Here is a 13,596-nt window from a genome sequence, read left to right on the forward strand (position 1 = left end):
GAACCGCAGATGAAATCGTTCAAGACCACCGCCGCCATTGGCCTGCTGTCCTGCGCATTGATGCAGGGCGCCATGGCCGCGGAGCCGGCGAGCTGCAAACAGGTGCGTTTCGCCGAGATCGGCTGGGCCGACATCGCCGCCACCACCGGCGTGGCCATGACCCTGGTCGAAGGCCTGGGCTACCAGCCGCGCAAGGTCATGGCGTCGGTACCGATCGCATTCACTGGCGTGAAGAGCGGGCAGGTCGATGTATTCCTAGGCTACTGGGCGCCCTCGATGGATTCGGTGATCGAGCCGTTCCTCAAGGGCGACGGTGTCAAGGTGTTGCCCAAGGCCAACCTCGAAGGCGCCAAGTACACCCTGGCCGTACCGACCTACGCGGCCGAAGCCGGCCTGAAGAGTTTCCAGGACATCGCCAAGTTCAAGGATCAGCTGGGCGGCAAGATCTACGGCATCGAACCGGGTAACGACGGCAACCTGCTGATCGACGGCATGATCAAGAACAACCAGTTCGACCTAGGCGACTTCCGTATGGTCGAGTCCAGCGAAGCCGGCATGCTGGTACAGGTGTCGCGCGCCATCAAGAAGAAGGAGCCGGTGGTCTTCCTCGGCTGGGCGCCGCACCCGATGAACACTCAGCACGACATCACCTACCTGTCCGGTGGTGACGACGTGTTCGGCCCCGACTATGGCGCAGCCAAGGTCTACACCGTGGTACCGCCGGATTACGAGGCGCGCTGCGAGAACGTCGGCAAACTGCTGAACAACCTGCAGTTCACCGTCGATATCGAAAGCCAGCTGATGGAAAAGGTACTCGAGAAGGAAAACCCGCAGAACGTCGCCAAGGAGTGGATCAAGGCCAACCCGGCGATCCTCGACCAGTGGCTAAGCGGCGTGACCACCTTCGACGGCCAGGACGGCGTCGCTGCCGTGAAGAAACACGTCGGGCTGTAACCGCACCCGACTCGATTCGGGCTCGAACCTCGCGGTTCGGGCCTGGAAACCTCCTCGCTGAACGATAGCGGCCAATTTGGCCGTGACGGCGAGGCTTTGCCCGCGAACCGGCAATCTGCAACGCAACACGGTTCGCAAGGCCCGCAATGAGAACGAGCCAGTCAACACTTTGCAACTGCCACTCTAGAGGAGGTTACAAACCTAGCGAGCGATGGCCAGGCAAGGCGAAATGGGCCGAGAAGGCGCAATGTACGAGCCGTACATGAGCATTTTGAGGCTGATTTCCAACGCGGCATGGCCGAGCGCAGAAGTTTGTAGCCTTGCTCTCAACTGACGGAGCACTAATAACATGCGCGTACTCAAACACCTCTGCCTCGGCGCCGCCGCCCTGGCCATCGGCATGGGCAGCGCCCTGGCCGCCGACAAACCCACCCTGAAGATCGGCTACGTCAACGGCTGGGACGACAGCGTTGCCGTTACCCATGTCGCAGGTGAAATCCTGCAAAGCCGCCTCGGCTACACGGTCGAGCTGAAACCGGTCGAACCCGCCATCATGTGGCAGGGCGTCGCCCGCGGCGACCTCGACGCCACCCTTTCCGCCTGGCTGCCAGCCACCCACGGCGAGTACTACGAGAAGCTCAAGGACAAGGTCGAGATCCTCGGCACCAATTATTCCGGCGCCAAGATCGGCCTGATCGTGCCGGACTACGTTCAGGCCAAGACCATCGAAGACCTGGAGAAATACGCCAAGGACTTCGACGGCAAGATCACCGGTATCGACGCCGGTGCCGGCGTGATGCGCCGCACCGAGGACGCCATCAAGGAATACAACCTGGCCAGCATCAAGTTGATGCCAAGCTCCGGCCCGGCCATGGCCACCGCCCTGACCCGTGCCGAGAAGGCGCAGAAGCCGATCGTGGTCACCGGCTGGATTCCGCACTGGATGTTCGCCAAATGGAAACTGCGCTTCCTCGAAGATCCGAAGAAGGTCTTCGGCGACGACGAGCGCGTCGACACCGTGGCCAACCCGCAGCTCAAGGGCAAGGCCGGCGACGCTGCCGCCTTCCTCAGCAAGATTTCCTGGAGCGGCGAAGAAGTCGGTTCGGTGATGCTGGCCATTCGTGAAGGCGCCAAGCCGGATGAGGCCGCCAAGGACTGGATCGCCAAGAACCCGGATCGCGTCGACAGCTGGCTGAAGTAAGACGCTGGTCCTGCACCAGCACAAAGCGGGCTTCGGCCCGCTTTGTCGTTTCTGCCGAGTCCGAGTTCAAGTTTTCGGACATCTCGACTGGGACATCGACGGCATGCCCTCTAGACTCTCGCCCCCCGAAAACGAACAGACCGAGAACGCAATGAAAAGTACCGCCGTCGTCTTCGCCACTATTGGCTGTCTTACCCTGCTGACGTTCCTGTTCGTCTACACCAGCTCGATCAACATTTTCCTGATCTGGGACGCAAAGACCTACCGTTATCTGGCCATCTGCGCCGGGCTGATGATCGCAGCCATCTTCGGGGCGGCTCTGCTAGCGGCCGGCAAGCCCGGTACCTCGAAGCTGGCTATCGCCGTCCTGCTGCTTACGGCACTGATCACCCAGTTTCTGTTCGGTTTCGATCTGTATACCGTTATGGCGGTCGGACTGTTGTACGTCGCCGCGCTGATCGAATGCACCGCCCTGCCCTCGGAAGCCGCCGAGGAGTCTCAACAGCCTTGATCGACGCGGTATGAGCAAGAAGCTCCGACACCTTCACAGGCGGCCGGCTCGTAACGAACTGGAGCGCTGGATACAGGCCGTTACCAACCGGCCGGAGGGCTATAAGCTGCTGCTTCTGCCCTATCTTCCTGCCTGGCTTGCGCCAGCTTCCTGGGGCCTTTGGGGAATTGGTGCCGGCGCGTTTGGCATGTCCATTTGCCTGACGGTCGCCCTGTATTCCATTCGTTGCAACGAGCGTACGCTGACTGGCGTGCTGTACGTCGGGGACGCACGTAGTGTTACCAGGCTCTTCTTCAGCCACCTGTTGCAGGGCCTGGGCCTAAGCACCGCCCTGTTTCTGCCACATCTTCTGCTTACAGGCCGCTGACTGCAGACACCGCAGCACGCATTGATTGATCGCTCAGTCAAAAACTGCCTAGACTTCGGCTCCTTGCCCCTCATGGAGAACCCCATGCCCAAGGTCGGCATGCAGCCCATTCGCCGTTCGCAACTGATCGCCGCCACCCTGGAAGCCGTAGACCAGGTCGGCATGGCCGACGCCAGCATCGCCTATATCGCCCGCCTGGCCGGTGTTTCCAACGGCATCATCAGCCACTACTTCAAGGACAAGAACGGTCTGCTCGAAGCCACCATGCGCCACCTGATGCAGGCGTTGCGTGATGCCGTCGCCCAGAGGCGCCAGGCGCTGGACGACGACAGCCCGCGCGCGCACCTGAAGGCGATGATCGATGGCAACTTCGATGACAGTCAGGTCAGCGGCCCGGCGATGAAAACCTGGCTGGCGTTCTGGGCCAGCAGCATGCACCAGCCGGCCCTGCAGCGCTTGCAGCGGGTCAATGACCACCGCCTGTATTCCAACCTCTGCGGCCAGTTCCATCGCGCCCTGGAGCAAGACCAGGCGCGCCTTGCCGCTCGCGGCCTGGCTTCGTTGATCGATGGCCTGTGGCTGCGCGGTGCGCTCTCCGGCGAAGCCTTCGACACCGACCAGGCGCGCCGCATCGCCTACGACTACCTCGACCTGCAGCTGGCCAAGGCCCGTTAGGGTTTGCCGGCGGCGAGACCTCAGAAGCTCGATCCTTCCTGACCCTGGTGGGCTAAAGCCCACCCTACGGCTGCGTGGGTTGCTCACTTGGTATGTCGCGTTTGGCTGCGCCTTGTCGTTTTTATTGATTGATCGTTCAATTTAAATAAAATAGGCTGTCCTCTAAGCAGATTGACCGAGTTCAGAGGACAGCCCATGCCCCGTTTCGCCGAACAGCAGCTCTACATCGGCGGCCAGTACGTCGCCGCCAGCAGTGGAGAAACCTTCGACAGCATCAACCCGGCTACCGGTGAGGTGCTGGCCAAGGTGCAGCGCGCCAGCCAGGCGGACGTGGATCGTGCCGTGGCCAGCGCCGCCGAAGGGCAGAAGGTATGGGCGGCGATGACGGCCATGCAGCGCTCGCGCATTCTGCGCAAGGCGGTGGATATTCTCCGTGAGCGCAACGACGAGCTGGCCGAGCTGGAAACCCTCGACACCGGCAAGCCGCTTTCCGAAACCCGCTACGTCGATATCGTTACCGGTGCCGACGTGCTGGAGTACTACGCGGGCCTGATCCCGGCCATCGAAGGCGAGCAGATCCCGCTGCGCGAGACCTCTTTCGTCTACACCCGTCGCGAGCCACTGGGCGTGGTCGCCGGCATCGGCGCGTGGAACTACCCGATCCAGATCGCCCTGTGGAAATCCGCCCCGGCCCTGGCTGCCGGCAACGCGATGATCTTCAAGCCCAGCGAGGTCACCTCGCTGACCGCGCTGAAGCTGGCCGAGATTTACACCGAGGCCGGCCTGCCCGCCGGCGTGTTCAACGTGCTTACCGGCAGCGGCCGCGAAGTCGGCCAGTGGCTGACCGAGCATCCGGGCATCGAGAAAATCTCCTTCACCGGCGGCACCGTCACCGGCAAGAAGGTGATGGCCAGCGCCTCCAGTTCCAGCCTCAAGGAAGTGACCATGGAGCTGGGCGGCAAGTCGCCCTTGATCGTGTTCGAGGACGCCGATCTGGATCGCGCCGCCGACATCGCGGTGATGGCCAACTTCTACAGCTCCGGCCAGGTCTGCACCAACGGCACTCGCGTGTTCGTGCCGCGCATGCTGCAGGCACGCTTCGAGGCCAAGGTGCTTGATCGGGTCAAGCGCATCCGCCTTGGCGATCCGCTGGATGACGCCACCAACTTCGGCCCGCTGGTCAGCTACGCGCACATGGAAAGCGTGCTCGGCTATATCGACAAAGGCCGCAGCGAAGGCGCACGCCTGCTGATCGGCGGTGCGCGCGTGACCGACGGCGAGTACGCCAATGGCGCCTACGTTGCGCCGACCGTGTTCACCGATTGCCGAGACGACATGACCATCGTGCGCGAGGAAATCTTCGGCCCGGTGATGAGCATCCTTATCTACGACGACGAAGATGAAGTGATCCGCCGCGCCAACGACACCGATTACGGCCTCGCCGCCGGCGTGGTGACCCGCGACCTCAACCGTGCGCACCGGGTGATCCACAAGCTGGAAGCCGGTATCTGCTGGATCAACACCTGGGGCGAATCGCCAGCCGAGATGCCAGTGGGCGGCTACAAGCAGTCCGGCGTCGGGCGCGAGAACGGTCTGGTCACCCTCGGCCACTACACCCGCATCAAGTCGGTGCAGCTGGAAATGGGCGACTACGCCTCGGTGTTCTGATCGTCAACGCCACACCATGTAGGGGTGGATTCATCCGCGATGCCTCTCGCGGATAAATCCGCTCCTACAAAAAAACGCCGCCGCGTAGCCCGGATGCAATCCGGGAATAGTCACCGTGTTTTCCCGGATCGCAACCGGGCAGCAGGAGGAGCCATGACTCAGGAATTCGACTACATCATCATCGGCGCCGGCTCGGCCGGTAATGTTCTGGCCACCCGCCTGACCGAGGATGCAGACGTCAGCGTGCTGCTGCTCGAAGCCGGCGGCCCCGACTACCGCCTCGATTTCCGCACCCAAATGCCCGCCGCCCTGGCCTTCCCCCTGCAGGGCCGGCGCTACAACTGGGCCTACGAGACCGACCCCGAGCCGCACATGAACAACCGCCGCATGGAGTGCGGACGCGGCAAGGGCCTGGGCGGCTCGTCGCTGATCAATGGCATGTGCTACATCCGCGGCAACGCGCTGGACTTCGACAACTGGGCCAAGGCCAAGGGCCTGGAAGACTGGACCTACCACGACTGCCTGCCCTACTTCCGCAAGGCGGAAACCCGCGACATCGGCCCCAACGACTACCACGGCGGCGACGGCCCGGTCAGCGTGACCACGCCCAAGGTCGGCAACAACCCGCTGTTCCACGCCATGGTCGAGGCCGGGGTGCAGGCCGGTTATCCGCGTACCGACGACCTCAACGGCTACCAGCAGGAAGGCTTTGGCCCGATGGATCGCACCGTGACCCCCGAAGGTCGTCGCGCCAGCACCGCCCGTGGCTATCTGGATCAGGCGCGGGGACGGCCCAACCTGACCATCGTCACCCATGCCACCACCGACCGCATTCTGTTCGACGGCAAGCGCGCCAGCGGCGTCAGCTACCTGATCGGCAACGCCAATGACGCCACCGTGGCCCGTGCCCGTCACGAAGTACTGCTGTGTGCCGGCGCCATCGCCTCGCCGCAGATCCTGCAGCGTTCCGGCGTCGGCCCGGGCGAGCTGCTGCGCAGCCTGGACATTGATGTCGTGCACGAACTGCCGGGCGTCGGCGAGAACCTGCAGGATCACCTGGAGATGTATCTGCAGTACGCCTGCACCCAGCCGGTGTCGCTGTACCCTGCGCTCAAGCTGCTCAACCAGCCGGGCATCGGCGCGCAGTGGCTATTCACCGGCCACGGCATCGGCGCCAGCAACCAGTTCGAGGCTGGTGGTTTCATCCGCACCCGCCCGGAGTTCGCCTGGCCCAACATCCAGTTTCACTTCCTGCCGGTGGCGATCAACTACAACGGCAGCAACGCGGTGAACGAGCACGGCTTCCAGGCCCACGTCGGCTCCATGCGCTCGCCCAGCCGCGGGCGTATCCAGCTCAAGTCGAAGGACCCGCGCCAGCACCCTAGCATCCTGTTCAACTACATGAGCGCTGATCAGGACTGGCAGGAATTCCGCGACGCCATCCGCATCACCCGCGAGATCATGAGCCAGCCGGCACTCGATCCGTACCGCGGCCGTGAGATCAGCCCCGGCGCCCACGTGCAGACCGACGCAGAGCTCGATGCCTTCATTCGCGAACATGCGGAAACCGCCTTCCACCCGTCCTGCTCGTGCAAGATGGGCGAGGACGACATGGCGGTGGTCGACGGCCAGGGTCGCGTGCACGGTTTGCAGGGACTGCGTGTGGTGGATGCCTCGATCATGCCGGAGATCATCACCGGCAACCTCAACGCCACCACCATCATGATGGCCGAAAAGATCGCCGATCGGATTCGCGGGCGCCAGGCGCTGCCGCGCAGCACCGCGCCCTACTTCGTCGCCGGCGAGCGACCCGTGCGCGGGCAACCGCAGCGGGCGGCCTCGGCGGCCTGACATCCAACATCGGAGGGGCCTGCGGCCCCTATCGCGAATAAATTCGCTCCTACACGCAGGGCTCATGCCGCTAGTATTTCGTGTCCCTGGGGCAGGGCGATAGGAAGGAATTTATTCGCGATCCGTGCCCTACAACCAAATCGCATCCCAATGCGGATAGTCCGCCACGTGTTGCGCCAATCCGGCCCTGAGCGGATTGGCCACCATGTAGCGTGCCAGGGCGCGCACGTCGTCTTCCTGGCGAACCGCCCGGTCGTGATAGCCCGGCTGCCATACCCGACCCTGCACGGCATGCTCGCGGTTGATCGCCTGAGCACTGCGCGCCTTCAGGTGCTTGACCAGGCGGGCCAATCCGCCGTGATCCAGAGTCACCAACCAGTGCAGATGATCCGGCATGACCACCCAGGCCAACGAGCGGGCCAGCCCCTCCGCCTCGCAATGGCGCATCTGCTGAATCAACAGGCGGGACGTGACGAAATCCAGGAAGAGCGGGCGGCGCCCGGCCGTCACGGTGGTAATCATGTAGCTGCGCCCGGCCTCGGAAAAGCGGCCGACGCGCAAGCTGCGCGCATGAGGGTAGATATCGTCCGGCATTCCTTTGCCTCCTGATCCTTCGTTCGTAACACCCTAGACCAGCCCCGCCGACATGGCGACCAGAACGGTCGCCCCCGCAAGCCCCACCCTGTAGGAGCGAATTCATTCGCGATCCTCACAGCATCGGAGCCACACCCTATCGCGGATAAATCCGCTCCTACCGATCGTGGTCCAACCCTACGCAGTGCCAGCCTCCGATCTCGCCTGTAGGAGCGAATTCATTCGCGATCCTCGCAGCATCGGTACCACACCCTATCGCGGATAAATCCGCTCCTACCGATCACCGTCCAACCCTACGCAGTGCCAACCTCCGATCTCGCCTGTAGGAGCGAATTCATTCGCGATCCTCGCAGCATCGGAGCCACACCCTATCGCGGATAAATCCGCTCCTACCGATCGTGATCCAACCCTAAGCAGTGCCAGCCTCCAATCTCGCCTGTAGGAGCGAATTCATTCGCGATCCTCGTAGCATCGGTGCCACACCCTATCGCGGATAAATCCGCTCCTACCGATCATGGTCCAACCCTACGCAGTGCCAGCCGCCGCTCCCGCCTGTAGGAGCGAATTTATTCGCGATCCTCGCAGCATCGGAGCCACACCCTATCGCGGATAAATCCGCTCCTACCGATCGATGCCCGACCATACTGGGTCCCAGCCGGACTGCGCATGCATGTCGGATCGAATTTATTCGTGCCAGCGCCGTCGAACGGGAGCACTTCCCGCGATAATGGCGGAGCGGCCCCTGCCGCCCTTCACTGCCGGACGCCTCATGCAACCCATGCTCAGCCAACTCGACCCTCGCACCGCCCGCCTGCTGCCATGGATAGTCGCCATCGCCTTCTTCATGCAGACGCTGGACGGCACCATCCTCAACACCGCGCTACCGGCCATGGCCGCCGATCTCAACGAAGACCCGCTGCGCATGCAGTCGGTGGTGATCGCCTACATGCTCACCGTCGCCCTGCTGATCCCCACCTCGGGCTGGATCGCCGACCGCTTCGGTACCCGGCGCATCTTCTTCGGTGCCATCGCCCTGTTCAGCCTCGGCTCGCTGCTCTGTGCGATATCGGAATCGCTGAGCATGCTGATCGGCGCACGAGTCATCCAAGGCCTGGGCGGCGCGCTGATGATGCCGGTCGGACGGCTGGTGGTACTGCGCGCCTATCCGCGCTCGGAGCTGGTGCGGATTATGAGTTTCATCACCCTGCCCGGCCTGCTCGGCCCGCTGATCGGCCCCACCCTTGGCGGCTGGCTGGCGGAAGTGGCGAGCTGGCACTGGATCTTCCTGATCAACCTGCCGGTGGGGCTGCTCGGCTGCTGGGCGGCGCTGCGGCATATGCCCGACCTGCGCGGGCCGGAACGCAGCCGCTTCGATACCGCCGGTTTTTTGCTGTTCGGCGCCGCCATGCTGCTGATCACCGTGGCCCTGGAAGGTCTGGGCGAGCTGCACCTGCCGACCATGCGCGTGGTATTGCTGTTGCTCGGCGGCATGGCCTGCCTGGCCGCCTACTGGCTGCGCGCCGGGCGCATCGAACACCCCTTGTTCGCGCCCAGGCTGTTCCATACCCGCAGCTTCGCCGTGGGCATCATCGGCAACCTGTTCGCCCGCCTCGGCAGCGGCGCGCTGCCCTTTCTCACACCGCTGCTGCTGCAACTGGCGATGGGCTATTCACCCGCCCAGGCCGGCATGAGCCTGATCCCGCTGGCGCTGGCAGCGATGGCGGCCAAACCGCTGGCCAGGCCGCTGATCGAACGCCTCGGCTACCGCAACATCCTCACCAGCAACACCCTGCTGCTCGGTGCACTGATCGCCAGCCTGGCGCTAGTCGACGGCGACACCTCGACGCTGCAGTTGATCATCCAGCTGAGCCTGATCGGTGCCTGCAACTCACTGCAGTTCACCGCAATGAACACCGTGACCCTGATCGACCTGGACAACCGTGACGCCAGCAGCGGCAACAGCCTGCTGTCGGTAGTGGTGCAACTGGCGATGGGCCTTGGCGTCGCCTCGGCGGCGGCGCTGCTCAGTGGTTTCAGCCGTGAGCTGGGCGGCAGCGAGCACGTGCTGCAGGCGTTCCAGGCCACCTACCTGTGCGTCGGCCTGCTGTCGATGCTGGCCGCTGCGATCTTTCTGCAACTGGACGCGAAAGAGGGTCGAGGCGGGCGCAGCATCGAGGTTTCAGCGGACGAATGAGCGGGCCTGCTACACTGCCGGCCTGTTTCTCCATGCCCGAGCTCCTGCCGTGACCGCCAACGCCTTCGCCAGCCTGCCCCTTTCCGCCGCCATGCAGGCCAACCTCGCCGCCATCGGCTATGCCGAGATGACGCCGATTCAGGCCGCCAGCCTGCCGCTGATTCTCCAGGGCCGGGATCTGATCGCCCAGGCCAAGACCGGCAGCGGCAAGACCGCCGCCTTTGGCATCGGCCTGCTGCACCCGCTCAACCCGCGCTACTTCGGTTGCCAGGCGCTGGTGCTTTGCCCGACACGTGAGCTGGCCGACCAGGTGGCCAAGGAAATCCGCCGCCTGGCGCGCGCCGCCGACAACATCAAGGTACTGACCCTATGTGGCGGTGTGCCCTTCGGCCCGCAGATCGGCTCGCTGGAGCATGGTGCCCACGTCATCGTCGGCACACCGGGCCGGGTGCAGGAGCACCTGCGCAAGGGCACGCTGAAGGTCGACGGCCTCAACACCCTGGTGCTCGACGAGGCCGACCGCATGCTCGACATGGGCTTCGTCGACAGCATCAGCGAGATCATCGAGCAGACCCCGGCGCGCAGGCAGACCCTGCTGTTCTCCGCCACCTACCCAGCCGGCATCGAGCAACTCGCCGCGCGCTTCCTGCGCACGCCCGAGCGGGTCGAAGTCGAGGCGCTGCACGACGATGATCAGATCGAGCAACGCTTCTACGAAATAGCCTCCGACCAGCGCATGCAGGCGGTCAGCACCCTGCTGCGGCATTTTCGCAAGCAGCCGGTGGTGGCCTTCTGCGCCACCCGCCAGCAGTGCGACGAGCTGGCGGCACAACTGGAGGCCGAGAAGATTTCCGCCGCGGCCCTGCACGGCGACCTGGAGCAACGCGAGCGCGACCAGATCCTCGCCCTATTCGCCAACCGCAGCCTGAGCGTACTGGTGGCCACCGACGTCGCTGCCCGTGGCCTGGATATCGCCGGGCTGGAGATGGTGATCAACGTCGAGCTGTCGCGCGATGCCGAAGTTCATATTCACCGCATCGGCCGCAGCGGACGCGCCGGTGACAAAGGCCTGGCGCTCAGCCTGGTAGCACCAGCCGAAGCCGGTCGAGCCCAGGCCATCGAAACCCTGCAGGACAAGGAACTGGCCTGGTATCCGCTGCCTGCCGCCAAGTCTGCTGGCGAACCGTTGCTGCCACCGATGCATACGCTGTGCATCGGTGCCGGACGCAAGGAGAAACTGCGCCCCGGCGACATTCTCGGAGCCCTGACCGGCGATGCCGGCATCCCCGGCGATCAGGTCGGCAAGATCGCCCTGTTCGATTACCAAGCCCTGGTTGCCGTGCAGCGTGACGTGGCGCGCCAGGCTCTGAAACGCCTGAGCGAAGGCAAGATCAAGGGCAGAACGCTGCGCGTACGTCTGTTATAAGAAGTTGCTCGTGATCGAGCGCACTCGCTCTGCCTCGCAAGATCGCGCACGACTTCCGGGGCTGATATAAAGGATCAAACGGCCTGGGCCGGAGTTACCCATGCGCAATATTCTGGTCATCGAAGACAGCCCGCTGGTCCTGAAGATCCTCGAGCATCTGTTCCGCCAGGAAACCGATCTGGAGCCAATTTTCTGCGCCTCGCTGGCTGAGGCCGAGGTGATGCTGGAGACCTCCGCTTCGCTGTTCTTCGCTGCCATCGTCGACCTGCACCTGCCGGACGCACCGGACGGCGAAAGCGTCGATCTGGTGATGCGCTATCAACTGCCGTGCATCGTGCTCAGTGGCAGCTACAACGAGCAGCGGCGCGATGATCTGCTGATGAAAGGCGTGGTCGACTACGTGCTCAAGGAAAGCCAGCACTCCTACGAGTACGCCTTTCGCCTGCTGCACCGGCTCGATCAGAACAGCCACATCAAGATTCTCATCGCTGACGACTCCGCGGCGCAGCGTCATTACATCCGCCATATTCTCGAACCGCATCACTATCAGCTCATCGAAGCCAGCGATGGCAAGGAAACCCTGCGCCAGCTGAACGAACACCCCGACCTCGACCTGCTGGTGCTCGACCATGCTATGCCCGGCGTCAGCGGCTTCGAGCTGGTCAAGCTGCTAAGACAAAAGCTGCGCCTCAATGACCTGATCATCATCGGCGTTTCCGCCGACCCCAAAGGCTCGCTCAGCGCCCAGTTCATCAAGCACGGTGCCGACGATTTCCTGCGCAAGCCGTTCTGCCCGGAAGAGTTGAACTGCCGGGTGATGTCCACCCTGGAGCGTCGTGACCTGTTGCGCGCGCTGAAGAAGGCGGCGCAGTTCGACGCCCTGACCGGCCTGAACAACCGCCGCGCCTTCTACGAACAGGGCCTGCAGATGCTGCAGCAGGCGCAACGGGAAAGTCGCGAAGTCAGCGTGGCGATGCTCGACCTCGATCACTTCAAGCAGATCAACGATGGCTTCGGCCATGCCAGCGGCGACAGCGCCCTGGTGGTGTTCGCCAGGGCAATGAGCAATGCCTTCCCCGACATGCTGCTCGGCCGCCTGGGCGGCGAGGAATTCGCCCTGCTCACCCTGCATGGCGCAGAGCACGTCGCGCAGGCATTGGAGAGATTGCGTCGCCAGTGCGCCGGGCTGCACTACACGGTAGGCGCCCCGCCGCTGTCGTTCAGCGCCGGGCTCTATCAGGGCGAACCGGAAGACCTGGAAAGCCTGCTGCATGAAGCCGATATCCGCCTGTATCGGGCCAAGCAGCAGGGCCGCGCGCGTACGGTCGTGGCCTGATCAGGGACTGTGCCGCTGCAGCGTGGTGGCGTAGCTGCCATCGTCCTTCATGGCCTGGATCGCCTGGTCGAAGCGGCTGGCGATCTCGCCGTAGTCGCTACGGCTGCGGCTGATCAGGACATAAAGCCCGTTTTCACTCAGCGGCAGCGGCAGGAATTCCAGCTCGTCGCGCATCGAACTCAGCTCTCGACCCAGGTGGTAGCGCGCCACCAGTTCGTCCTCCAGCGCCAGGGGCACCCGCCCGGCATGCAGCATACGCGCAGCGATCTCGAAGCTGCCGACACCGACCTTGCGCAAATGCGGGTCGTTGTCGAACTCCCTGAAATAGGCATACCCCCTGACCACCGCAATGCTGTGCGGGTAAAGATCGGCCAGGCGTTCGAAATGGATGTTGCCGCCCTTGCGCTGCAGCAAGCGGATGCGATTGAACAGATAAGGTTTGGAGTAGTACCCGTATTCGGCGCGCTCGGGACTGTACCAGGCGTTGATCAGCACATCGTAGTCGCCCCGCTTGAGTCCCCGCACCGCACGCTCCCAGGGCACTTCCACGTAGCTGGTACGGTAGCCGGCGCGCTTGAACGCCTGCTCAACCAGGTCGCTGGCCAGGCCTTTGCCCGGTAGCCGCTGATCGGTGAAGGGCGGCCATGGGTCGGCCACCAGACGTAACGACTCGGCTGAAGCCAGCGCCGAGGACAGCAGCAGGAGAAAAAGCCAGACGCGTACAGCGGGCATTGGCGACGACCCATTGGAATTATTCGGTGTAGTGATAGCAGGCTCAGCCTTACCCGTCACTGTTTCCAGTTTGAGACAACCAACCAG

Annotated in this window: 12 protein-coding genes; 10 read left to right on the plus strand and 2 right to left on the minus strand. The window is 63.6% G+C overall.

Annotation, left to right across the window (positions count from 1 at the left end; all coding sequences use genetic code 11):
- Nucleotides 1-9 precede the first annotated feature (9 nt).
- The 7 genes from P3C50_RS07610 to betA all read left to right on the plus strand — a co-directional run bounded on the left by P3C50_RS07610 (nucleotide 10) and on the right by betA (nucleotide 7,227).
- Nucleotides 10-954 (plus strand): choline ABC transporter substrate-binding protein, encoded by a 945-nt coding sequence (locus P3C50_RS07610; protein WP_275545532.1) that lies wholly within the window; start codon nucleotides 10-12, stop codon nucleotides 952-954.
- A 349-nt stretch (nucleotides 955-1,303) separates the two neighbouring features.
- The gene (locus tag P3C50_RS07615; RefSeq protein ID WP_197858009.1) at nucleotides 1,304-2,155 is read left to right on the plus strand and encodes a glycine betaine ABC transporter substrate-binding protein; all 852 of its coding nucleotides are present in this window, start codon (nucleotides 1,304-1,306) and stop codon (nucleotides 2,153-2,155) included.
- A gap of 151 nt (nucleotides 2,156-2,306) precedes the next feature.
- A complete protein-coding gene (locus tag P3C50_RS07620; protein ID WP_275545533.1) occupies nucleotides 2,307-2,666 on the plus strand; it encodes a hypothetical protein in 360 nt (119 codons plus the stop codon).
- A gap of 10 nt (nucleotides 2,667-2,676) precedes the next feature.
- A complete protein-coding gene (locus tag P3C50_RS07625) occupies nucleotides 2,677-3,033 on the plus strand; it encodes a hypothetical protein (RefSeq protein WP_275545534.1) in 357 nt (118 codons plus the stop codon).
- An 84-nt stretch (nucleotides 3,034-3,117) separates the two neighbouring features.
- Nucleotides 3,118-3,708, plus strand: a complete 591-nt coding sequence (betI, locus tag P3C50_RS07630; RefSeq protein WP_275545535.1) for a transcriptional regulator BetI — start codon at nucleotides 3,118-3,120, stop codon at nucleotides 3,706-3,708.
- 195 nt (nucleotides 3,709-3,903) lie between these two features.
- The gene (gene betB, locus P3C50_RS07635; protein ID WP_275545536.1) at nucleotides 3,904-5,376 is read left to right on the plus strand and encodes a betaine-aldehyde dehydrogenase; all 1,473 of its coding nucleotides are present in this window, start codon (nucleotides 3,904-3,906) and stop codon (nucleotides 5,374-5,376) included.
- A gap of 153 nt (nucleotides 5,377-5,529) precedes the next feature.
- Nucleotides 5,530-7,227, plus strand: coding sequence for a choline dehydrogenase (betA, locus tag P3C50_RS07640; protein ID WP_275545537.1), 1,698 nt, complete (start codon nucleotides 5,530-5,532; stop codon nucleotides 7,225-7,227).
- Nucleotides 7,228-7,356: 129 nt separating this feature from the next.
- On the opposite strand, the gene P3C50_RS07645 is transcribed toward betA, so the two are convergent.
- A complete protein-coding gene (locus P3C50_RS07645) occupies nucleotides 7,357-7,821 on the minus strand; it encodes an REP-associated tyrosine transposase (protein ID WP_275545538.1) in 465 nt (154 codons plus the stop codon).
- A 769-nt stretch (nucleotides 7,822-8,590) separates the two neighbouring features.
- On the opposite strand from P3C50_RS07645, the gene mdtD reads away from it, so the two are divergent.
- The 3 genes from mdtD to P3C50_RS07660 all read left to right on the plus strand — a co-directional run bounded on the left by mdtD (nucleotide 8,591) and on the right by P3C50_RS07660 (nucleotide 12,777).
- Nucleotides 8,591-10,015, plus strand: coding sequence for a multidrug transporter subunit MdtD (mdtD, locus tag P3C50_RS07650; RefSeq protein WP_275545539.1), 1,425 nt, complete (start codon nucleotides 8,591-8,593; stop codon nucleotides 10,013-10,015).
- Nucleotides 10,016-10,064: 49 nt separating this feature from the next.
- A complete protein-coding gene (dbpA, locus tag P3C50_RS07655) occupies nucleotides 10,065-11,441 on the plus strand; it encodes an ATP-dependent RNA helicase DbpA (RefSeq protein ID WP_275545540.1) in 1,377 nt (458 codons plus the stop codon).
- Nucleotides 11,442-11,541: 100 nt separating this feature from the next.
- Nucleotides 11,542-12,777: a diguanylate cyclase domain-containing protein gene (locus P3C50_RS07660; RefSeq protein ID WP_275545541.1), complete on the plus strand. Its 1,236-nt coding sequence runs from the start codon at nucleotides 11,542-11,544 to the stop codon at nucleotides 12,775-12,777.
- Here the strand turns inward: P3C50_RS07660 and P3C50_RS07665 are convergent, their stop codons facing one another.
- A complete protein-coding gene (locus tag P3C50_RS07665) occupies nucleotides 12,778-13,509 on the minus strand; it encodes a substrate-binding periplasmic protein (RefSeq protein WP_275545542.1) in 732 nt (243 codons plus the stop codon).
- Nucleotides 13,510-13,596: the final 87 nt, after the last annotated feature.

This window comes from Pseudomonas sp. Marseille-Q0931 (genome assembly GCF_940789645.1).
Classification (GTDB): Bacteria; Pseudomonadota; Gammaproteobacteria; order Pseudomonadales; family Pseudomonadaceae; genus Aquipseudomonas.